The organism is Vibrio sp. McD22-P3 (genome assembly GCF_021568915.1).
GTDB lineage: Bacteria > Pseudomonadota > Gammaproteobacteria > Enterobacterales > Vibrionaceae > Vibrio > Vibrio mediterranei.
In genome coordinates this window covers 70,407-93,042 of the sequence record NZ_JAKGTN010000021.1, presented here as the reverse complement: position 1 = coordinate 93,042, position 22,636 = coordinate 70,407, and the positions used below count along the sequence as shown (strand labels likewise).

At 44.8% G+C, this 22,636-nt stretch carries 19 protein-coding genes, 6 tRNA genes and 1 pseudogene; 10 read left to right on the top strand and 16 right to left on the bottom strand.

What is annotated here, in order from left to right; all coding sequences use genetic code 11:
* Positions 1-4: 4 nt before the first annotated feature.
* The 10 genes from L2W36_RS21670 to lolB form a co-directional block, all read right to left on the bottom strand.
* A tRNA-Leu gene (locus L2W36_RS21670) sits at positions 5-89 on the bottom strand.
* Positions 90-172: 83 nt separating this feature from the next.
* A tRNA-Met gene (locus tag L2W36_RS21665) sits at positions 173-249 on the bottom strand.
* Between the two features lie 82 nt (positions 250-331).
* Positions 332-406: transfer RNA gene (locus L2W36_RS21660), tRNA-Gln, on the bottom strand.
* Positions 407-440: 34 nt separating this feature from the next.
* Positions 441-525 (bottom strand) — tRNA-Leu (locus tag L2W36_RS21655).
* A gap of 38 nt (positions 526-563) precedes the next feature.
* Positions 564-640, bottom strand: a tRNA-Met gene (locus L2W36_RS21650).
* Between the two features lie 293 nt (positions 641-933).
* A complete protein-coding gene (gene ychF / locus L2W36_RS21645) occupies positions 934-2,025 on the bottom strand; it encodes a redox-regulated ATPase YchF (protein WP_031495560.1) in 1,092 nt (363 codons plus the stop codon).
* Positions 2,026-2,035: 10 nt separating this feature from the next.
* The gene (gene pth / locus L2W36_RS21640; protein ID WP_038229709.1) at positions 2,036-2,626 is read right to left on the bottom strand and encodes an aminoacyl-tRNA hydrolase; all 591 of its coding nucleotides are present in this window, start codon (positions 2,624-2,626) and stop codon (positions 2,036-2,038) included.
* Positions 2,627-2,747: 121 nt separating this feature from the next.
* Positions 2,748-3,698: a ribose-phosphate pyrophosphokinase gene (locus tag L2W36_RS21635; RefSeq protein ID WP_031495558.1), complete on the bottom strand. Its 951-nt coding sequence runs from the start codon at positions 3,696-3,698 to the stop codon at positions 2,748-2,750.
* A gap of 27 nt (positions 3,699-3,725) precedes the next feature.
* On the bottom strand, positions 3,726-4,598 hold the full coding sequence (gene ispE, locus L2W36_RS21630; protein WP_088877650.1) for a 4-(cytidine 5'-diphospho)-2-C-methyl-D-erythritol kinase: 873 nt from the start codon (positions 4,596-4,598) through the stop codon (positions 3,726-3,728).
* An 11-nt stretch (positions 4,599-4,609) separates the two neighbouring features.
* Positions 4,610-5,230 (bottom strand): lipoprotein insertase outer membrane protein LolB, encoded by a 621-nt coding sequence (gene lolB / locus L2W36_RS21625; protein WP_268980806.1) that lies wholly within the window; start codon positions 5,228-5,230, stop codon positions 4,610-4,612.
* A 172-nt stretch (positions 5,231-5,402) separates the two neighbouring features.
* Between lolB and hemA the strand changes: the two genes are divergently transcribed.
* The 8 genes from hemA to ybaK all read left to right on the top strand — a co-directional run bounded on the left by hemA (position 5,403) and on the right by ybaK (position 13,367).
* The gene (hemA, locus tag L2W36_RS21620) at positions 5,403-6,662 is read left to right on the top strand and encodes a glutamyl-tRNA reductase (protein ID WP_038229713.1); all 1,260 of its coding nucleotides are present in this window, start codon (positions 5,403-5,405) and stop codon (positions 6,660-6,662) included.
* Positions 6,663-6,689: 27 nt separating this feature from the next.
* Positions 6,690-7,778, top strand: a complete 1,089-nt coding sequence (prfA, locus tag L2W36_RS21615) for a peptide chain release factor 1 (RefSeq protein ID WP_038229716.1) — start codon at positions 6,690-6,692, stop codon at positions 7,776-7,778.
* Between the two features lie 9 nt (positions 7,779-7,787).
* Positions 7,788-8,636: a peptide chain release factor N(5)-glutamine methyltransferase gene (prmC, locus tag L2W36_RS21610; RefSeq protein WP_236111599.1), complete on the top strand. Its 849-nt coding sequence runs from the start codon at positions 7,788-7,790 to the stop codon at positions 8,634-8,636.
* A 33-nt stretch (positions 8,637-8,669) separates the two neighbouring features.
* Positions 8,670-9,053, top strand: coding sequence for a SirB2 family protein (locus L2W36_RS21605; RefSeq protein WP_006075551.1), 384 nt, complete (start codon positions 8,670-8,672; stop codon positions 9,051-9,053).
* Positions 9,054-9,056: 3 nt separating this feature from the next.
* The gene (locus L2W36_RS21600; RefSeq protein ID WP_006075552.1) at positions 9,057-9,866 is read left to right on the top strand and encodes a SirB1 family protein; all 810 of its coding nucleotides are present in this window, start codon (positions 9,057-9,059) and stop codon (positions 9,864-9,866) included.
* Between the two features lie 17 nt (positions 9,867-9,883).
* Positions 9,884-10,735 (top strand): 3-deoxy-8-phosphooctulonate synthase, encoded by an 852-nt coding sequence (gene kdsA / locus L2W36_RS21595; protein ID WP_038229720.1) that lies wholly within the window; start codon positions 9,884-9,886, stop codon positions 10,733-10,735.
* A gap of 373 nt (positions 10,736-11,108) precedes the next feature.
* Complete coding sequence (ushA, locus tag L2W36_RS21590; protein WP_038223381.1) at positions 11,109-12,773, top strand: bifunctional UDP-sugar hydrolase/5'-nucleotidase UshA; 1,665 nt, start codon at positions 11,109-11,111, stop codon at positions 12,771-12,773.
* A gap of 117 nt (positions 12,774-12,890) precedes the next feature.
* Positions 12,891-13,367 (top strand): Cys-tRNA(Pro) deacylase, encoded by a 477-nt coding sequence (gene ybaK / locus L2W36_RS21585; protein ID WP_038229724.1) that lies wholly within the window; start codon positions 12,891-12,893, stop codon positions 13,365-13,367.
* A 182-nt stretch (positions 13,368-13,549) separates the two neighbouring features.
* On the opposite strand, the pseudogene rluF reads toward ybaK, so the two are convergent.
* The 3 genes and pseudogenes from rluF to L2W36_RS21570 form a co-directional block, all read right to left on the bottom strand.
* A pseudogene (gene rluF / locus L2W36_RS21580) lies at positions 13,550-14,416 on the bottom strand (23S rRNA pseudouridine(2604) synthase RluF); the annotation flags it as partial.
* A 76-nt stretch (positions 14,417-14,492) separates the two neighbouring features.
* Positions 14,493-15,074: a DNA endonuclease SmrA gene (smrA, locus tag L2W36_RS21575; RefSeq protein WP_236111596.1), complete on the bottom strand. Its 582-nt coding sequence runs from the start codon at positions 15,072-15,074 to the stop codon at positions 14,493-14,495.
* Positions 15,075-15,213: 139 nt separating this feature from the next.
* Positions 15,214-15,354: a DUF3149 domain-containing protein gene (locus L2W36_RS21570; protein ID WP_038229728.1), complete on the bottom strand. Its 141-nt coding sequence runs from the start codon at positions 15,352-15,354 to the stop codon at positions 15,214-15,216.
* Positions 15,355-15,609: 255 nt separating this feature from the next.
* Between L2W36_RS21570 and L2W36_RS21565 the strand changes: the two genes are divergently transcribed.
* A tRNA-Pro gene (locus L2W36_RS21565) sits at positions 15,610-15,686 on the top strand.
* Positions 15,687-15,785: 99 nt separating this feature from the next.
* On the opposite strand, the gene L2W36_RS21560 is transcribed toward L2W36_RS21565, so the two are convergent.
* Positions 15,786-16,193: a hypothetical protein gene (locus tag L2W36_RS21560; RefSeq protein ID WP_006074295.1), complete on the bottom strand. Its 408-nt coding sequence runs from the start codon at positions 16,191-16,193 to the stop codon at positions 15,786-15,788.
* Positions 16,194-16,617: 424 nt separating this feature from the next.
* Between L2W36_RS21560 and fdhF the strand changes: the two genes are divergently transcribed.
* Positions 16,618-20,733 (top strand): formate dehydrogenase subunit alpha, encoded by a 4,116-nt coding sequence (gene fdhF, locus L2W36_RS21555; protein ID WP_236111595.1) that lies wholly within the window; start codon positions 16,618-16,620, stop codon positions 20,731-20,733.
* Here the strand turns inward: fdhF and flhB are convergent.
* Entirely contained in the window at positions 20,714-21,862 is a 1,149-nt protein-coding gene (gene flhB, locus L2W36_RS21550) for a flagellar biosynthesis protein FlhB (protein ID WP_062462695.1), read from the bottom strand. The genes fdhF and flhB overlap by 20 nt on opposite strands.
* Positions 21,855-22,634 carry a flagellar biosynthetic protein FliR gene (gene fliR / locus L2W36_RS21545; protein WP_236111594.1) on the bottom strand — a complete coding sequence of 260 codons (780 nt, stop codon included), beginning with the start codon at positions 22,632-22,634 and terminating at the stop codon, positions 21,855-21,857. Before fliR ends, flhB begins: the two co-directional genes overlap by 8 nt.
* Positions 22,635-22,636: the final 2 nt, after the last annotated feature.

The following is a 22,636-nucleotide window of genomic DNA, read 5'->3' as shown; positions in this document are numbered from 1 at the left end:
AAGATGGTGCGGAAGGAGAGACTTGAACTCTCACACCTTGCGGCGCCAGAACCTAAATCTGGTGCGTCTACCAATTCCGCCACTTCCGCAACAAAACTTATAGTTAAGAGAGTAATTGGTAAAACTCAATCTTAACGTTGTACTTGAAGGCGAACCTACAAGTTCAAATAAATGGTGGCTACGACGGGATTCGAACCTGTGACCCCATCATTATGAGTGATGTGCTCTAACCAGCTGAGCTACGTAGCCACTCTTGAGAGCGAGAGAATATAATACAAACTACGCTCTAGTGCCAACAGTTTTTCTAAAAAAAACGTTATCACTTAAATTGTGGCTGGGCTACCTGGATTCGAACCAGGGAATGGCGGCATCAAAAGCCGCTGCCTTACCGCTTGGCGATAGCCCAACAAGATTGATTAAAGTGTCAATCACACTAAATATGGTGCGGAAGGAGAGACTTGAACTCTCACACCTTGCGGCGCCAGAACCTAAATCTGGTGCGTCTACCAATTCCGCCACTTCCGCATATTTCCTAAATACTCTAAATAAGAGTGCTTAGGAAATGGTGGCTACGACGGGATTCGAACCTGTGACCCCATCATTATGAGTGATGTGCTCTAACCAGCTGAGCTACGTAGCCATTTCCATATTGTTGATTCTCTTCGAAAGTTGCCTTATCGCTGAGAACGGGGCGCATTATGCGTAGTTGAATTTGATGCGTCAACTTTTTTTGCGAAGAAATTTGCGAAAAAGTGCCGTTCGAGCTTTTTTTAATCAAACCGCTCTGTTTCTGATCTAAATCTGTTGTTCAATTATCATCGCTCTACCAGAAAGTTAATGCGTTTTTGCAAAGTGACTGAACAATGGCAGACCTTATAAAACAACAAAAGCCAGCAGTTGCTGGCTTTTTAATCACTTTAGATGTTCGGTAACTTATACGTTAAAGCGGAAGTGAATAACATCGCCATCTTTAACAATGTATTCTTTCCCTTCTAGACGCCATTTACCCGCATCTTTTGCACCAGATTCACCGTTGTATTGAATGAAGTCGTCATAACCAACAACTTCTGCACGGATGAAGCCTTTTTCGAAGTCTGTGTGGATTTTACCTGCAGCTTGAGGCGCAGTTGCACCAACAGGAATAGTCCATGCGCGTACTTCTTTCACACCAGCGGTGAAGTAAGTTTGAAGAGTAAGTAGCTCATAACCAGAACGAATTACGCGGTTTAGGCCCGGCTCTTCAATGCCCATATCAGCAAGGAACTCTTCACGATCTTCGTCATCAAGCTCAGAAAGCTCTGATTCGATAGCTGCACATACGGCTACAACAACGTTGTTTTCTTTCTCTGCGTACTCACGAACAGCGTCTAAATATGGGTTATCTTCAAAACCATCTTCATTAACGTTTGCGATGTACATGGTTGGTTTTAGCGTTAGGAAGTTTAAGTAGCCAATAGCTGCGAGTTCTTCTTTCGCTAGATCAACAGTACGTGCCATACCACCTTCCGTTAGAACTGGAAGTAGTTTTTCAAGTACGGTTAGCTCAAACTTCGCGTCTTTATCGCCACCTTTTGCTTTCTTAGCGTTACGCTGAATTGCGCGCTCACAAGAATCAAGGTCGGCTAGAGCTAGTTCAAGGTTGATCACTTCGATGTCTTCGATTGGTGATACTTTACCTGCTACGTGAACAATGTTTTCGTTCTCAAAACAACGAACAACGTGACCGATCGCGTCAGTTTCACGGATGTTAGCTAGGAATTTGTTACCAAGACCTTCACCTTTTGACGCACCAGCTACTAGGCCTGCGATATCAACGAATTCCATCGTTGTTGGTAAAATTTTCTGTGGATTAACAATTTTCGCTAGTGCATCTAGACGTAGATCTGGCACAGGTACTACGCCTGTGTTTGGCTCGATAGTACAAAACGGGAAGTTAGCCGCTTCGATGCCTGCTTTAGTCAGTGCGTTAAACAGAGTTGATTTACCAACGTTTGGTAGACCAACGATGCCACATTTAAAACCCATGATTGTAACCTTATTCAGCTTTGAAGGTGTGTAAGCGATTTTGTGCTTTTGTTAGTCCATCTTTTAGTAAGATGTCTAAACTACGGACAGATTCGTCAACGACAGCATCAAGGCATTCTTGCTCTTTTGCTGGCGCTTTTCCAAGGACATAACCCGCCACTTTGTCTTTGTGCCCCGGATGACCAATGCCAATCCGAAGACGATAGAATTCTTTGTTGTTGCCCAGCTTGCTAATGGTATCTTTCAAACCATTATGACCACCGTGACCGCCGCCTTTCTTGAACTTTGCAACGCCTGGAGGTAAGTCTAGCTCATCGTGAGCGACCATGATCTCTTCAGGTTTTATCTGGTAGAACTTTGCTAAGGCTGCGATGGCCTTGCCAGATAAGTTCATGAATGTGGTTGGAATTAACAGTCTTAAATCACTGCCGTTCACTAAAATTCTTCCAGTGAGACCGAAGAACTTAGCTTCGTTTTTTAGCGTAACATTGTGGATACGAGCAAGTTCCTCTACCACCCATGCACCTGCATTGTGACGAGTTCTCACATATTCAGGACCTGGGTTAGCAAGGCCTACAAGCAATTTTATCTGCTGAGTCAACGTTAAGATCTCTCTTGAATCTCAAAAGCGCGGTATGATAGCACACTAAATCTGTACAAAAAACGCGAACACAAAAAAACCACTTCATAAGGAAGTGGTTTTTTCAAATTAGGTGCGAATGTTACTTGCTAGTAAACATTGCTGAGATTGACTCTTCGTTGCTGATGCGACGAATAGCTTCTGCAAGCATGCTAGATAGAGTAAGTTGCGTTACTTTACCTGTTGCAGCCATTTCTTTAGAAAGCGTAATTGAGTCAGTCACGATAACTTGGTCTAGAACCGAGTTTTTGATGTTCTTCGCTGCGTTACCAGAGAATACTGCGTGAGTTGCGTATGCGAATACACGCTTAGCACCACGCTCTTTAAGCGCTTCTGCTGCTTTACATAGCGTACCGCCAGTGTCGATCATGTCATCAACGATAACACAGTCACGACCTTCAACGTCGCCGATTAGGTTCATTACTTCAGAAACGTTAGCACGTGGACGACGCTTATCTACGATCGCGATGTCGATATCACCTAGTGCTTTCGCTGTTGCACGAGCTCGGACAACACCACCAAGGTCTGGAGAAACAACAACAGGATCTTCTAGACCACGGTCAGCCATATCTTCAAGAAGCACTGGAGTACCGAAGATGTTATCTACAGGTACATCGAAGAAGCCTTGAATTTGCTCTGCGTGTAGGTCGATAGTAAGAACGCGGTCAACACCAACGTTAGACAGGAAGTCTGCAACAACTTTTGCAGTGATTGGCACACGAGCAGAACGTACACGACGGTCTTGACGAGCATAACCAAAGTAAGGAATAACAGCAGTAATACGGCCTGCTGAAGCGCGGCGCATTGCATCAATCATTACCACTAACTCCATTAGGTTGTCGTTAGTTGGCGCACATGTTGACTGAATGATGAATACATCGCTACCACGAACGTTTTCATTGATTTGAACAGCGACTTCGCCATCAGAGAAACGGTCAACAGTAGCATCTCCTAGAGAGATGTATAGACGATCAGCAATACGTTGGGCTAGTTCAGGTGTAGCGTTACCAGCAAATAGCTTCATATCAGGCACGGTGGAAACCTCAGGGTTGCGTCCAGTTTAAACAGATTGTAATAGGGCTAATTCATACTTAGCCAAAGTCTCTAGTAAAGGAGAGCGATTGCATCCTTTTGCTACAAAAGCGGAGACATTGTCAGGAAGCATTTCAAGGACTTTTTCTGCCTCTTCCTCGTTGTTAAACTCAGAAAATACGCAAGATCCAGTCCCCGTCAATCTTGACGGCGCGTATTGTAGCAGCCATGAAAGTTGGTTATCAACCTCTGGATACAGCATTCGGACAATTTTTTCGCAATCGTTTACGTAAGGTGAGTCCAAAAGCATTGATAATGCTCGCTTTGGCGTGTTTCTGGTTAAATCAGGATGTGTGAATATATCGACGGTAGCAATACTAACTTCAGGTTTAATAACTAGGTAATACTGTTCTTTAGGGGTAGCTTCAGACAGTTTTTCGCCGACACCTTCAGCGAAAGCTGCGAAGCCGCGAACGAACACAGGCACATCAGCACCTAATGCCAAACCTATTTCCGCTAGCTCATCCGTTGTCAGTCGGGTTTGCCAAAGAAAATTCAATGCTACTAGTGCGGTAGCCGCATTGGATGAACCACCACCAATCCCGCCACCCATGGGAAGAATCTTGTTAAGCTCTATATGAGCACCATAAGTACAGTTAGCTCTGTTTTGAAGCGCCGATGCTGCTTTCCAGATTAGGTTGTCTTCGGTGGCGACACCTTTAATATCTGGGGATAGAGTAATTTGACCACTGGTATTTGCGGTAATAGTCAGTTCATCGCATAAATCAATGAATTGAAACAAGGTTTGCAATTCATGGTAGCCATTAGGTTGACGACCAGTGATGTATAAAAATAGGTTGAGTTTAGCAGGGCTAGGCCATGAAGTAGTGTCGGTGATCATTTTATGCTGGGTCACTGTTTTACTGTCCATTTTGAAACGACAAGATTGAGTTTGGTATCACCTTGCACTAATTGCATCCTAGTCGGCATGGGCAATGAGTTCTCAGTCCCTTCAAGTGAAAAGCTGCGGTACTCATTGTAATCAAGGTTCCACGTTTTGTTGGCAATACGTTTTTGTAAACTGCCGACGGTATTAAATTGGTTTAGCTTATAGGTATCGGCAGTCGCCGGTAGGCCAACCAGCCAATCGCTCAATTGTTCGATTGGGATATCGAGCCCGGTTAATTGCTCAATGAGCGCATTCACATCTTTCCCTGACAATTTTTGTCCATCATACGTTTCGATAAAAGAACCGTTTGGTGTTGAAGTAAGATTAAACACGGTTTGACCAAGAAAGGTAGTCAGACGGACTTGGGTGAAATTATCGGTATGACTCCAATGAAAGTTGAGAGTTTGGCGCTGGTCTGGGGAAATATAACCGAGTTTGCCATTGGCCGTATATTGAGTAAGAGACTCAAGCTCGGTTTTATGTGCTTGCCATTCAACACTTTCTGGCTCTGGAGGCAAACTACTGCACCCAAACAGAAATAATGCCGCAAAAAAATAAAAAAGACGTCGATGGAGTTTGTACATAGGAAACAACTTACGTGATGGTTTATTGTGCAAATTCAATACAATATTGAGAGACTATAGCATCAATCCCACAAACTCAGGAAAACATATTGGTAAGAGACTTTCAATAAATGGTGCCATCAAGTAAAATTCTGGCCTATTTGTCAAATCTGTATCAGAGAATTCGCGTTACATGTCATTGCTTGCTATTGGTATAAACCACAATACGGCGTCAGTGGATCTGAGGGAGAAGGTGGCGTTTCCACCTGAAAAACTCAACAGAGCCCTGAATGAGCTAAGAGAAAATACCAAAGTTAATGGCTCTGTGATTCTGTCGACGTGTAACCGCACCGAAATTTACTGTGATACTGGAGATTCCAACAAATCACAATTAATAGACTGGCTTGTTCGTTTCCACGATGTAGCAGCAGAAGAGTTGAAGCCTTCTCTGTATGTTTATGAAGAACAAGCGGCAATAAAACACCTGATGCGCGTTTCATGTGGTTTAGATTCACTCGTCCTTGGTGAACCACAAATACTTGGACAAGTAAAGCAAGCCTACAGTGATGCCCGTGAGCATCAATCTGTAGAGGGTGGCATTGAGAAACTCTTTCAAAAGACGTTCTCCGTTGCTAAGCGAGTACGTACTGAAACCGAAATTGGTGGTAGTGCCGTTTCTGTTGCTTACGCGGCTTGTACCCTAGCTCGACAAATCTTCGAATCAATTGCTGACTCTACTGTGCTTTTAGTTGGTGCAGGCGAAACCATTGAACTGGTGGCCAAGCATTTGGAAGGTCACGGTTGCAAGAACATGATTGTGGCTAACCGAACCAAAGAGCGAGCGGAAATATTAGCGAATCAGTTTGGCGCACAAGTTATTGCACTTAATGAAATACCTGATGTACTACCTAAAGCGGATATTGTCATTAGCTCAACTGCGAGCCCACTGCCTATTATAGGCAAAGGGATGGTTGAATCAGCGATAAAACAACGTCGCTATCAACCTATGCTGCTTATCGACATCGCCGTCCCACGAGATATTGAATCGCAAGTGGGCGAGTTGAGTGACGCGTATCTATATACAGTAGATGATTTGCAATCTATCGTCGATAGCAATATCGAGCAACGTAAAGTCGAAGCGATTCAAGCAGAAGCGATTGTGAGTGAAGAAAGTGCGCAATTCATGACATGGATGCGTTCACTGCAAGCGGTTGATAGCATCAGACAATACCGAAAACACGCAAACGACACCCGACAAGATATACTGTCAAAAAGTTTACAAGCGTTAGCAGCGGGGGGAGACCCTGAGAAAGTTCTGCTAGAGCTGAGTAATAAATTAACAAACAAGCTTATTCATGCGCCTACAAAAGCGCTACAAGATGCCGCTGAGCAGGGAGATCCTGCTAAACTGATGGTCATCCGACAAAGTTTGGGTTTAGACCAAACTAAATAAGCCTTACCCTGAGAAAAGACTGCAATTATGAAAGCCTCCATTTTAGTTAAATTGGAAACTCTTGTTGAACGATATGAAGAAGTTCAGCATCTACTTGGCGATCCAGAGATCATTGGAGACCAAGACAAATTCCGCGCTCTTTCAAGAGAGTACTCGCAACTTGAAGAAGTGACCAAGTGTTTCCAAGCCTATCAGCAAGCACAAGAAGATCTTGAAGCGGCTGAAGATATGGCAAACGAAGATGACGCAGAAATGCGTGAAATGGCACAAGAAGAAATCAAAGAAGCGAAGGCGACTATTGAGCGTCTTGCGGATGAACTGCAGGTACTTCTTCTACCGAAAGATCCAAACGATGAGCGTAACTGCTTCTTAGAAATCCGCGCTGGTGCAGGTGGTGATGAAGCAGGTATTTTCGCAGGTGACTTATTCCGTATGTACAGCAAATACGCGGAGAAGAAAGGCTGGCGTATCGAAGTGATGAGCTCAAATGAATCAGAGCAAGGCGGCTATAAAGAAATGATCGCTAAAGTGTCTGGTGATGGTGCTTATGGCGTGCTTAAGTTTGAATCTGGCGGCCACCGTGTTCAACGAGTTCCAGCAACAGAATCTCAAGGTCGTGTTCACACTTCAGCATGTACTGTTGCGGTTATGGCTGAAATTCCTGAAGCAGAGATCCCAGAGATCAAAGCGGCTGATCTTAAAATCGATACGTTTCGTGCATCAGGCGCGGGTGGTCAGCACGTTAACACTACTGACTCAGCTATTCGTATTACTCACTTACCAACAGGGACTGTGGTTGAGTGTCAAGACGAGCGCTCTCAGCATAAGAACAAAGCGAAGGCAATGTCTGTTCTTGCGGCGCGTATTATTGCCGCAGAAGAAGCAAAACGTGCAGCTGAAGTGTCAGATACCCGTCGTAACCTGTTAGGTTCAGGCGATCGTAGTGACCGTATCCGCACTTATAACTACCCACAAGGTCGTGTATCAGATCATCGCATCAACTTGACGTTATATCGTCTGTCTGAAGTCATGGAAGGTGATTTGCAGTCTCTTGTTGATCCGGTACTGCAAGAACACCAAGCTGACCAACTTGCGGCTCTAGCGGAGCACAACTAATCCATGTCATTGGATATGTCTATTGAAGCGGTGCTCAAACGAGCATCGCTTGTTCTTTCTGGGTCTGGTAGCGAATCACCTTCATTAGATGCGGCGGTCCTGCTGTGTCATGTTCTTGAAAAACCGCGTAGTTATCTACTTACCTGGCCTGAAAAAGCATTAACGTCTAATGAAGCAGAGCAGTTCGAGGCGTTGTTAAATCGTCGTATCGCAGGCGAACCCGTAGCGTATATTCTTGGTGAACGAGAGTTTTGGTCGCTGCCTTTAAATGTCGCTCCAAGCACGCTTATCCCAAGACCTGATACAGAACGCTTAGTTGAGCTCGCACTTGATAAGGCCCTTGTGAATGATGGTGATATTTTAGACTTAGGTACGGGCACCGGAGCAATCGCGTTGGCACTGGCTTCAGAACTGAAAACACGCTCAGTAATGGGAGTTGATTTTCAAACGGAAGCGGTAGAGCTCGCTCGAAGCAACGCGACAAAACTCAATATTACCAATTGTCAGTTTGCGCAGGGAAGTTGGTTCGAACCTGTCGATCTTGTGCACAAATTTAGCGTAATTGTTTCCAATCCCCCTTACATTGACGAAAATGATCCCCATCTATCTCAAGGTGATGTTCGATTTGAACCATCAACGGCATTAGTCGCTGAGAATAATGGGCTGGCGGATATTGAGACCATCACGGCTAAAGCGCCCACTCATTTGCTTGAGGGCGGCTGGCTGTTGTTTGAGCATGGCTTTGAGCAAGGGCAAGCTGTGAGAGAAATCTTGGAAAACAATGGCTTTTGTCATGTAGTCACTGAACAAGATTACGCCGGCAATGATCGTGTGACTCTTGGGCAATGGAACCCATAACAGAAATACAATAAAGAGAAAGAGAGAAGCAGCATGTATGAAGGATTAAAGCATTTTCACTTGATGACCATCGCCATATCAGTGGTGTTGCTATCAGTACGATTTGGCTTACTGGTCGCTAACTCCCCGAAGGTGAATCATCCGTTTTTGAAGCGCTTCCCTCACATTAATGATTCACTACTGTTGTTATCAGGCTTTGGTTTGATTGCAATCACAGGTTTTGTCCCATTTACGGCTGCAGCGCCGTGGATGACCGAAAAAGTCACCTGCATTATGGCTTATTTTGCGTTGGCGTTTTTCACGATTAAATTAGCAAAGAACAACTTATTAAGAACATGTGCGTTTTTAGGCGCATTGGGATGGTTAATGATGGCAGCTAAGATTGCCATGCTGAAAACGCCATTCCTTATGGGGTAAGCAATGATTGAACTGTTTGACGAAGATTTTGATGCTATTGAGTTGGTTGAAGGAGCACTGATCTTAAACAAAGCGGTGGATCCAAATACTCAAGATCATTGGGCGGAATTAGAGCTAGCTCGTTTATTGGAAGAAGCTGAGCAGCAATTGTTCCATTTGCGCGATGATAAGCAGCGCCTAGACTCGCTGTTAAGACTGTTTTACACCGAGTGGCAGTTTAGTGGGGACCATGATGCGTATTTTTCCTCTGAAAATGCGTTTATCGATAAAGTCCTTGAGCGACGCAAAGGCATACCGGTTAGTCTAGGAGCTATCTTGCTTTACTTAGGGAGAAAGCTCGGTCTTCCATTAGAAGCTGTAACATTCCCAACGCAGTTTTTGATTAAAGTCTGTTGGCCAAATGAAGCACCAAGCTACATCAACCCTTACGATGGGGAATATGTTAGCAAGAAGCGTCTACATGCTTGGCTAATTGGCAACGATGGTCCGTTGGTGAAGTTAGAGGCAAAACATTTAGCGACAGTTGATAACCCAACGGTAATTGGACGCTGGCTAGCTTTACTTAAAAGCGCACTATTGCGAGAAGAGAAGTACACGCTTGCATTGCAATGTACCGATCTGGCTTTGACTTTTGTTCCCGATGACCCTTATGAGATTCGGGATAGAGGCTATATTTATCAACAACTGGATTGTCACCAAATCGCGGCAACTGATTTTCAGTATTTCATCGATCAGTGCCCAGATGATCCGGCAATAGAATTACTGAAAACGCAGGTTTCGGCGATCAGTCGCTCACCTGTCACTCTTCACTAAATATTGAGATAACAAACATGGAAATGAAAACGGTACACGTAGGTGATATCCCGGTAGCAAATGATAAGCCGTTCACGCTTTTTGCTGGAATGAATGTGCTGGAATCACGTGACTTAGCGATGCAAATCTGTGAGCACTATGTGAAGGTGACAGAAAAGCTAGGTATTCCATACGTATTTAAAGCGTCGTTTGATAAAGCGAACCGTAGCTCAGTGCATTCTTATCGTGGTCCTGGCCTTGAAGAAGGCATGAAGATTTTCCAAGAGCTAAAAGACACCTTTGGCGTGAAAATCATTACGGATGTTCATACAGAAGAGCAAGCACAGCCTGTTGCCGACGTGGTAGATGTTATTCAGCTACCTGCCTTCTTAGCTCGTCAGACTGACCTTGTTGAAGCGATGGCAAAAACAAATGCGGTTATCAACGTTAAGAAGCCTCAGTTTATGAGCCCAGGACAAGTAGGTAACATTGTTGATAAGTTCGCTGAGTGTGGTAACGATAAAATCATTCTTTGTGAACGTGGCTCATGTCATGGTTACGATAACCTTGTGGTCGACATGCTTGGCTTTGGCGTGATGAAAAAAGCTTCTAACGGTAGCCCAATCATTTTCGATGTGACGCACTCACTACAAATGCGTGATCCATCGGGTGCGGCATCTGGTGGTCGTCGTGAACAAACGGTCGAGCTTGCAAAAGCGGGACTTGCGACGGGAATCGCGGGTCTATTTATCGAAGCTCACCCGAATCCAGATAAAGCACTATGTGATGGTCCGTCAGCACTGCCTTTAGATAAGCTAGAACCATTCTTAGCGCAAATGAAAGCGTTGGATGATCTTATCAAAGGTCTTGAGCACATCGACATTAAATAAACGTGCTTATTTCTGATATAGAAGCCAGTCATTTAGACTGGCTTCTTTTTTATGTTCACTAAATATGTTGAGCAATCGTTTCTTCTCAGAATTACAACCTCGTAACAGCTGAATCCCTCGCCATACCTCAGTGCTTTAATTAACCTTATGTAGAATCACAAATTTATTCTGATGAGTTTATAACCTGATACTCAGCAACTTGTGACATAGATTACATAAAAGTGAAATGAGAATGTTATGTTCGTAGGGTTAATTTAAACTATCGCATATTTTGTCGATGTTTCTCTTTATGTCTATTCGTTACAAATCGGCAAATGTGTGGCGTTTATACAACGCTATAGGCAGTGGATCCCCAAAATTCAAAGGTATGAAAATGAAAAAAAGCCTTATGTTTAAGTCCGTACTAAGTGCGGCTATCATCGCGTCACTAGCAGGATGCGCAACCCAACCAGAGCAAGAATGGAATGCTGATGAGACTTATAAGCTCACTATTCTTCATACTAACGATCACCACGGTCGCTTCTGGGAAAACAAATATGGTGAGTACGGTATGGCAGCGCGTAAGACGCTGATTGACCAAATTCGTGCTGACGTTGAAGCGGATGGTGGCAGCGTACTGCTTCTATCTGGCGGTGATATCAACACTGGGGTTCCAGAGTCTGACTTACAAGATGCTGAGCCTGACTTTAAAGGTATGAGCATGATTGGTTACGATGCTATGGCACTTGGTAACCATGAATTCGACAATCCGCTAGAAGTGCTATTTAAGCAAAAAGAGTGGGCTAACTTCCCAATGCTGTCTGCAAACATTTATGACAAGAAAACAGGTGAACGCCTGTTTGATGCATACCACATTTTCAACAAGCAGGGCATTAAGATCGCTGTTATTGGTCTAACAACGGAAGACACAGCGAAGATCGGTAACCCTGAGTACATCGGTGGTATCGAGTTCCGCGATCCGAAAGTAGAAGCAAAGAAACTGATCGCTGAGCTAAAAGAGACAGAGAAACCTGATCTAATTTTCGCAGTTACCCACATGGGCCACTACGAAAATGGTAAGCGTGGTGTAAACGCCCCAGGTGATGTTGCGCTTGCTCGTTACCTTGATGAAGGCGACTTAGACATGATTGTGGGTGGTCACTCACAAGAGCCGGTTTGTATGGAAGGTCCTAACGTCGTTAAGAAGAACTTCAAGCCAAGTGATGAATGTAAGCCTGACATCCAAAACGGAACTTGGATTGTGCAAGCGTACGAGTGGGGTAAGTACGTTGGCCGTGCCGACTATGAATTCAAAAATGGTGAGCTAGATATGGTCAGCTATGACCTTATCCCTGTAAACCTTAAGAAGAAAGTTAAGATCGATGGCAAGAAGCAACGTGTTCTTGTTGAAGATGAAATCAAGAAAGATGCAGAAATGGTGGCATTCTTAACGCCATTCCAGGAAAAAGGCCAAGAGCAACTAGGTGCGAAAATTGCTGAAACGAACGGCAAGCTAGAGGGTGACCGTAATGTTGTTCGCTTCCAGCAAACTAACCTAGGTCGTCTAATTGGTACGGCTCACATGGAACGTGCCAAAGCTGACTTTGCCGTCATGAACTCTGGTGGTGTACGTGACTCTATCGCTGAAGGTGATGTGACTTACAAAGATGTACTTATCGTACAGCCATTTGGCAACATTATTACTTACACCGATATGACAGGTGCTGAAGTTGTCGATTACTTGAACGTAGTAGCAACGAAACCTGTAGATTCTGGTGCTTACGCTCAATTCGCTGGCATTTCAATGACAGTGGGTAAAGATGCAGTATCGAATGTTGTTATCAATGGTAAGCCTCTAGACCCTAAAGCAACATACCGTTTCACTGTACCAAGCTTTAACGCAGCTGGTGGTGACGGTTATCCGAAGCTTACAGGTCACCCTGGTCACGTAAACACTGGTTTTGTGGATGCGGAAGTACTTAAAGAGTACCTAGAAGCAAACAGCCCAATCGATGTGAATAAGTATCAGCCTAAAGGCGAAATCATCTATAAGAACTAGACTTTTATTCCGGTTTAGTAGATAAAATAGAGCGGCGCCATTCGGCGCCGCTTTTCTATTTTGACGACTCTAATCTCAAGAGTCGACGTTAACGGTAGCAACTACCAAGGATACGTTATGACACCGGCTATTAACCTTGCCAAAAAGAAAAAAATCACTCATACCGTTCATCAATATGACCATGACCCAAGGCATGAAAGTTATGGTTTAGAGGCGGTAGAAGCGTTAGGACAAGATCCTGAATCCGTATTTAAAACTCTACTGTTCGCCATCAATGGAGAACCGAAAAACCTCGCTGTAGCGGTGATACCTGTTGAAGAAAAGCTAAACCTAAAACTCGCAGCAAAGGCGGCTGGTGGGAAAAAAGCAGAGATGGCAGATAAAGATATTGCACAAAAAACCACGGGTTATGTGTTGGGTGGCATCAGCCCTCTTGGTCAAAAGAAGTTGTTACCGACCTTTATTCATATCTCAGCGGAAGCGAGAGCGCAAATGTGCGTCAGTGCTGGAAAAAGAGGTTTGGAGATTGAGTTAGCACCGAGTGACTTGGCGATGCTAACGCGAGCGAAGTTTGTCAATTTATGTGAGGCCTAAGCAGGCCTCATTTACACTGACTATTTCTTGAGAGATAGGGTACCGCCAACGCGCGTTCTCGGCTTACTTGGCTTAGATGAATCTGGTTTAGCAGCGACCGGTTTACGGTTTTGCGTCTTACCATGGTGATTACGAGCCTTATCTGAACGTCCTTGCTCTTGCTTGTGACGTTTGTTTTTATTCGGGCTACGACGAAACTCATCTGCACCGTGTCCTGAGAAGGTTTTCATTTTTTCACGCTTTGCTTCTGCTCGAGCGTCATGCAGCTTAGCATCGGTAGCCTTAGTGATATGACGACCTTTAGCATCTTTGCGTGATGCTTCTTCCGTACTCACTGAACCTTCACAAAGGCGGTGAATCTCAGCCACTTCTTGGTCAGTTAAGTAGCGCCATTTGCCATTGGGAATTCCATCAATAGAGATGTTCATAATGCGGACTCGGCGAAGTTTTAACACTTCGAAACCCAGTGCTTCACACATACGGCGAATTTGACGGTTTAACCCTTGAGTTAGGGTAATACGGAAAGAAAATTTGGTTTCTTGCTCGACACGACAAGGCAGAGTTACTGTGTCCAGAATCGCAACACCTGAGCCCATCTTTTTCAAGAAATCACGAGTAACAGGTTTGTCGACACGTACTACATACTCTTTCTCGTGATTGTTACCCGCACGGAGAATCTTGTTCACGATGTCGCCATCGTTAGTCAAAAAGATAAGACCATCGGACGGTTTATCTAGTCGACCAATTGGGAAGATACGTTTGTGATGGCCAACGAAATCAACGATGTTGCCCGGAACATCACGTTCGGTTGTACATGTGATACCCGTTGGTTTGTTCAACGCAATATAGACTGGTTTCTCTTTGCTGCGAACTGGTTTACCGTCGATTTCAACATTGTCTCCTGACAACACTTTGGTTCCCATCTCAGGAATTTTGCCATTAATAGTGACACGTTGTTGTTCGATCAGCTTGTCAGCTTCACGACGAGAACAAAAGCCAGTTTCACTAATGTATTTGTTAAGGCGTTTTCCTTCAGCAGCGTTAGGCATGCGCAGTATTCACTCTATATTGGTCAGACACAAAATTAAGGTCGCGTATTTTATACTCAACTGAGCGGTAAGTCACTTAACTCGTACGTTTTTGATGACGCTCTCGATTCTCAAGCTTCTTTTCTTGGCTCTTTCTTAGCATAACGTAGACCGCACCACTTCCTCCATGGAACCGCTGCGCACTATGAACGCACTGAACATCTTTTATCTGAGTTAGCCAATGTGCAAGATAACTCTTCATTAATGCTGGTGGGTTAGAGCGTTCGCCGCGCCCATGTACAATAACCACAGTGCGGATGTCCATACGCATACACTGTTGCAGAAACTTCACCACTTCATCGCGTGCTTCTTTAAGCGTTCTCCGGTGTAAGTCGAGTTTTGCTTGCAGCGGATACTTACCCAGTCTCAGTTTGCGGTAGACACCTTCCTGCATGCCATCACGCTTAAACTCAATTAAGTCGTCTGGTTTGATCATCGGAGCGTAATCAATTGAAAGGTACTCAGGGTCTTGCTCAGAAAGCCAGAGTGCTGCTTCTCGCTTGGCCAAATGCGCGTCAGACACTTGGTGGGTCTTTTTAAGTTCAACGGTGTCGCTGTGAATCGGCTTCACATCGCCCATCATCTGTTGGAATAGATCCAGATCATCGTCTTGAGACATAACTTCATCTCGGATAAGCCATTTTAACTGGAGTATATACGAATATTAGCAATAGGTGAGAGCAATAAAAAACCGGAGTGAACAGGCGATCCACTCCGGTGCATAGCGGTTTTCTATTCGAAATAGAAGCTAAGCGATTCTAGTGAGGAGATTTGTCATTCATTACTTTGTAGATGAAGAAACCACCGTAAAACAGCATCAAGCCCAGCGCTGCAAAGATAACTAGCATTGAAGATAAGCCCACTGCATTACCAAATAGGAGATCAAGCCAAAAGTCCATGTTTCCTCCAAAGTATTGACGACAGGGATAAGTTAACTTTTGGTGTTAAAATGAACACTGATCTGGATCAATTGTACTTTGAGTGTTAATAACCTGTATGTCACTGTGTGTATTTGGTCACATTTTTCGTGCTTCTGGCGATATGATGAGCAATCAAACTCAAATGCAAAGAAAGTTGTTATAAAAGCCTTGCTTCAAAAGAATTTATCATTAATATACGCATCCGTTGTTGAGCAAAACTCAAGACAACAATCTCGGTGAATAGCGCAGCTTGGTAGCGCATCTGGTTTGGGACCAGAGGGTCGGGGGTTCGAATCCCTCTTCACCGACCATTTTTCAAAAAGCCTCGCTTTCATAGCGGGGCTTTTTACTTTCAAAAGAACCTCGCTTTTTAGCGAGGTTTTTTGCATTTCTGAGTATCAAAAACTTCTTTAAGCTAATCTAGCTTTGCTGCCGAGTTTTGCTACGACGCCTTCCAAGCCCAGCACGGCAAAGATAATAGCGAAGAACGCGACAACGCCACCAAATGCACCTGTAAAGGCTACATGCTGACCGAACAGCATAGCGATAATGCCCATGGCGAGAAACTTCGAGCCCACTAAGATAATGTAAGACGAAATACCACGTTTTAGCTTTGGTAGAGTTTTGTGCTTAAGAAAGTACGACGCCATAACTTTTTCAAGCGAGATAGCACCTTTAAGCATGCCGGTTAACACCACCGATGCGTATACTGCCACTTCAAGGCTTGCGATGAACACCCAGTCCCAAGAAGCATTGAGTACTAGCATTACGACAGTAGTGATAATAGAGCTGATGGCGATATCTTTAAGTACTTTCATTTTGAATCCTCGTTATGATTTCTGCTGACCTGATTAAGGTATCAATCACTGCGATTCACTATTTACCATTTTACGCCAATGAGAATTACACTCACTTAAAGTAGGGATGTTTGACCTTAATTACACTGTGGGTATAATTAAGGTAGTTTCGCTCCTAATTTAAATCCCCTTGAAGGGGGACTCCCTGAGAGCACCAAGATTTCTCATTTTAGATTTGTTCTACCACTGTGACACGGATCATTAGAGCAGAGATTGACTGATGGTTTGTCGTACTTATTACAAGGTTTTGTGTCTACGAGGTTTTTCAGTCGCTAGATAGCGTCAATAAACTGCGTGTTACCTTTCTTACACGGCGATAGCGTCGTGTGCTTTCGAGTGCGAGTTCAGTGGAGTTTTTTCATCGATCTGAAAGAGATAGCTCTATATGAATGTAATTATCAACGGTCAAACGTATCTTCTGCGCGAAAACAAGAGCATCCTAGATGTCGCAAAAGATATTCAAGTTGATGTCCCTTCTCTTTGCTCCATCAGTAAGCACGACGACAAGCAGTCATGCGACCTTTGTGTCGTTGAAGTGGTGGGGAAAGGTATTGTTAAGGCGTGTGAGACAAAAATCCAAGATGGCATGACCATCGTTACTCAGTCCGCTCAAATTAACAACCTTAGAAGACAGGCACTCAATAAAATATTTGCGGATCACAATGCCGACTGTGAAGCACCCTGCAAAGTCGCATGTCCTGCACATGTCGATATTCAAACCTACCTACACCATATCGCACAAGGCGATCATCACGAAGCCGTAAAAATCATCAAAGACACGCTACCTATGCCGATTTCCATTGGTCGTGTGTGTCCTGCTTTTTGTGAACATGAATGTCGTCGTACCTTGGTTGACGAACCGCTCGCAATTCGCCAGCTTAAACGTCACGCCGCAGATATTGATTTATCGCTAGCCGAGCAATTTGAGCCGCCGAAACTCCCTTACAACGGCCACCGAGTCGCCATTGTTGGTGCAGGGCCAGGTGGATTGGCATGTGGTTATTACCTTAGCTACCAAGGTTTTGCTGTCGACATTTTTGAATCTATGCCAGAGGCTGGTGGCTGGCTTCGCTATGGCATTCCAGAGTACCGTTTGCCGAAAGATATTCTGGATAAAGAAATTGAGCTGATGTGCCGTGGTGGGATGAGAATCCATACCAATACACTTCTTGGTAAAGATATTGCTCTTGATGAGCTGACAGACAACTATGAAGCGGTCTGCCTTGCTGTTGGAGCAACCAAAGCGGTCAATATGCCGTATCCGGGCTCTGACTTAGAGGGCTGTGTACTTGGTGTTGATTTCCTAAAAGACCATATGACGGACAAAACCTTCACCATTGGCAAGAAGGTGGCCGTGATCGGTGGTGGTAATACCGCGATTGATTGTGCACGAACTGCCATTCGCGAAGGTGCGGAGACGACCATTATTTATCGTCGTACTCGAAATGAAATGCCAGCCGAACTGCATGAAATTGAAGCGGCAGAGCTAGAAGGGGTTAAGTTTAAGTTTTTGACCAATCCCAAATGCAATCTTGCCGATTCACAGGGGCGTGTTGAGCATATCGAGTTAGAGATAATGGAGTTGGGAGAGCCTGATAGTTCTGGTCGCCGCCGCCCTGTCTCTACCGGTAAAACTGAGACTGTCGCTTTTGATACTGTTATCTCCGCGCTATCGCAAAAACCGGACGTCGAGTTTCTTAAATCCGCCAAACATCCTTTGCCTTTGACCGATTGGGGTACTGCGTCTTCTGACGGTGATTCGATGCACCATGGTTACAATGTATACAGTATTGGTGATTTCAGACGTGGACCAGCGACTGCCATTGAAGCTATCGCTGATGGCAAGAAGGCTGCCGATGCTATTGAGCGTTACATTCTTCAAGGTCACTTTAAACCTGAACCTAGAGCGTTTAATAGTCACAAAGCAGAGCGTTTGAGCGAAGTTCGCCAAACAGAATATCTGCAAGAAAAAGCCAAAGCGCGAGCTAAAGCTGAGCAGTTGTCAGTAGAAGCCTGCCAAACAACTTATCAAGAAGTTGAACTGGGTATGTCGGATGAGAAGGCCATTGCCGAGGCTGCGCGCTGTTTAGAATGTGGCTGCCAAGCAAACACTCAATGTGACCTTCGCGATTACGCCACTGAGTACAAAGTGGATTATCGAGAGATAAACATTAACCAGCGCAAAATGTTCCCAGTGGACAAAACCAGCGAGTTTATTGTTTTCGATGCAAACCGTTGTATTAGTTGTGGCTCGTGTGTTCATGCGTGTCAGACCGAATCGGTTCACGGTATATTAAACTTTTCAGAAACGTCACATCGTCCTTCTTTTCCTAACGGTGCCACTATGGGCGATAGTAACTGCGTTCAATGTGGTGCGTGTGTTCAGGTGTGTCCAACGGGAGCGCTGTCTGATAAGCGAGATAAATCTCACGGTCGAATCGAGATGCTGACACCGGTGAAAACTATCTGTACTTATTGTGGGGTAGGTTGTCGTGTTGAGCTATACGTGGATGCGGCGAACAACAAAATTCGTTACGTCAAAGGGGATAAAACGTCTCCAGTAAACCAAGGCATGTTGTGTGTGAAAGGCCGCTTTGGCTTTGATTTCATCCAAAGTGAAGAGCGACTTTCTACGCCACTGATTAGAAAAGCAGGCGAATTGGTGCCTGCCTCTTGGGATGAAACCGTGCAGTACGTCGCTGATAAGCTGAGTAAAATTAAGTCTATGTATGGCAGTGACAGCTTGGCTGGTTTCTCATCGGCAAAAACCACTAATGAAGATAACTACGCATTTCAAAAACTGTTCCGTCGTGAAATTGGCACCAACAATATCGACCACTGTGCGCGGTTGTGTCACTCCTCGACAGTAACAGGTTTGGAAGCAGCGTTTGGTAGTGGCGCGATGACCAACGATATTCCAAGTATCAAACACTCGGACGTTATCTTTATTATTGGTTCAGACACCAGTGCTGCTCACCCAATCATTGCTTCTCATATCAAACAAGCAGTCGCGGACGGGGCAACCTTGATTGTGGCCGATCCAAAACGTATCGATATGGTCGATCATGCCAAATTGTATGTTCGTCACCGTCCAGGTACAGACGTTATGTTACTTAACTCAATCATGCATGTGATTGATAAAAATAGCTGGCAAGATGATGCCTATATTGAAGAGCGCACCGAAGGTTATAGCGACTTGCTTGAAGAGATTCGTAAAGAGTCTTACTCACCGGCTAATGCTGCGTTGGTGACCGGTGTGGCTGCGTTCGATATCGAGCGATTGGCAGAGCTCATTGGCACGGCAAAAGTCACGTCAGTGTTCTACTCGATGGGAATCACGCAGCACACGACAGGTCACGACAACGTGCGCTCGATAGCCAATCTACAAATGCTTTGTGGTAACGTCGGAGTTGAAGGTGGCGGCATTAACCCTCTACGTGGTCAATCAAACGTTCAAGGCTCATGTGATATGGGGGCTCTACCAACGGATTATCCAGGCTATCAGAAGGTCACTAATCCAGAGGTTCAGGCCAAATTCGCCAAGGCTTGGAATAGTGATACCTTACCGACAGAGAAAGGTAAAACGCTGACGGAAATCATTGATGGTGCCTGTGATGGTGACATTAAGGCGTTGTATGTCATGGGCGAGAACCCTGTGCTTAGTGACCCAGACCAAGCTCACGCCGTTCATGGATTGAAGTCGCTCGATTTCTTAGTGGTTCAGGACATATTCCTAACGGAAACCGCACAACTCGCGGATGTGGTTCTGCCGTCTTACTCGTTTGCAGAGAAGGCTGGACACTTTACCAATACAGAACGACGAGTTCAGCGTTTAGTGCCTGCGGTTCAAGCTCCGGGTGAAGCGAAAGAAGACTGGCGCATTATTCAAGAAATCGCCAATGCTATGGGCAGTGATTGGGCTTACCAAACGGTTCAGGATATTACTGAGGAAATCGCCGATGTAACACCGCAATATCATGGTATTCGTTGGCAGTCGATAGGTGGTAATGGTCTGCAATGGCCGTGTAATGAGGTTAAGCCATTTGGTACGCGCATCATGCACAAAGACCAGTTCGTTCGCGGTAAAGGGGCGATGAAAGCTATTCCATTCGAATATGCCGCAGAGCTCCCTGATGACGAATACCCGTTAATATTGACGACGGGGCGTCTTCTAGAACAGTTCCACACTGGTACCATGACTCGTAAAACTAAAGGGTTAGACAATCTTGCGGGACCACGCATTATGGTGAGTGTGGAAGAAGCAGAGCGATTAGGTATTACTAATGGTGAGACCGTGAAACTGGTGTCACGCCGTGGTGAAATTAGTGCGCCTGCTTTTGTCACTAAGCGAATGCAACAAGGTGTGGTATTTGTGCCGTTCCACTTTGCCGAGTCTGCGGCGAACAAGCTAACCAATACCGCTACGGATCCTTACGCCAAAATACCTGAGTTTAAAGTGTCGGCTGTCAGACTAGAGACGGTTACTCAGCCGGTTCATTAGGATCAGACCAAACCTTAGGGATATCGAAACGAGGCAAGCCATTTGGCTTGCTTCTTTGTCCTTGGCGCCATGCTTTCAGTTGGTTAACGTAGGTAAGAATGTGAGCGATGGCCACAAACAATTGATTAGGCACCATTTGGTCAACTTGGGTCGTATTGTAAATAGCTCGAGTAAGCTCAGCACTTTCCACCACTTCAACACTGTGTTTCGCTGCCAATTCACGAATGTATACCGCCACTTCATCTTTGCCTTTCGCAACAACAAAAGGTGCTTCGGCCTGAGTCAAATCATAAATCAAGGCGACGGCATATTGCGTAGGGTTAGTGAGTACCACATTGGCTTTTGGCACTCTTTCATTGGCACCTCGTTTGGCATTTTGAGTTTGGATTTGTCGGATTCGCGCCTTCACTTCTGGGCGCCCCTCTTGCTCCTTATGCTCATCTTTTACCTCTTGTTTAGTCATCTTCATTTGCTTAGTAAATTCATGACGCTGATAGGGGAAGTCAAAAAGGCCAAATATCAGAACAATAAGCAGCAAGTAACCAAGGTACTCTATGGTAATCGTAGCGACAGTGAACACCACAGTATCAAAGTGGGCACTTACCAGGTTAGTGATGACGGAGATATAGCTGGAAATCACCCAGTACAACAAACTGAAAAACAGCGTTACCTTAAACACATTTTTAAACAGCTCCACCACGGACTGTGTTGAGAAAATACGCTTTATCCCTTTTATAGGACTGATTTTTTCAAGCTTGGGCGTTAGTAGTGAAGGGCTGAAAATCCACCCTCCCAATAAGGTAGAGCCAAATATGGCGGCGATAATTTGGTAAATCAATAGCGGAAAAAACAACATCACCATGGAAAAAAGGGCGGTGCCTAACAGTTCGACCGAAGTCATCCAATGGCTGATGGTTTGAGTATCGAATTGAAAACTGACTAAGAACAGCTCAATAAATGTTTGCTTAATCATATCGATATTCAGGACGTAATAGGCCACCACGCTGATAAGGGTGATAGAAGAGACAAACTCTTTGGCACGCGGAACTTGTCCCTCTCTGCGAGCTTTGGAGAGTTTATGTTGGCTGGGCTGTTCACTTTTATCGCCCGAATCTTGATGCTCAGACATTAGGTAGCCTCAACATGTAATGCAGGTGTTGGTTAAGCTCCAGAACTAAATCAAAGTAGTGATCGCCAATACCCGTTAAGGATGCCATTAACGCAAATAAGCCCAGTAACATGGTCATTGGAAAACCAAGTGCGAACACGTTTAGGGAAGGGGCCGCTTTATTCATCAGACCAAAAGTGATGTTACTAAGCAGCATCACCACTATCGCGGGCACTGCCACTAGCAAACCTGTCGCAAACATCCACGACACCATTTTGAGTACATAATCGATACTGCTGAAGGGGAAAGTGGAGTCAAGCGGCCAATAGGTAAAGCTCTCTTTGAACACCAACAGCACCACCAAATGCGCATCAAGGGATAGGAACAGTAGCATTGAGGTGATAAACATAATCCGTCCAATAATGGCGATACTGATGCCATTAGTTGGATCATTCATCACCGCCATCGCTAGTCCCATCTGCATCGAAATAGCTTGTCCTGCAATAGAAAAAATAGTGAAGAAGATCATAACGGCGAAGCCAACGAGGAAACCAAAAATTAACTGATACAGAGAAAACAATAGGGTATCGATACTAAATGGATTAAAGGGTGGCACTTCGTGGACTAGCGGAGCCAGCAGTAACGAAAAGATAAAAGCAAACAGTAGCTTAACTCTTACAGGAATCGCGTTGTCACCAAAGAAAGGCGCAATAAGAAATAGGCCCGTTAAACGGACAAATGGCCACCATAAAATACCAAGCCATTGAGTGATTTCAGTAAATGTAAGCTGCATCA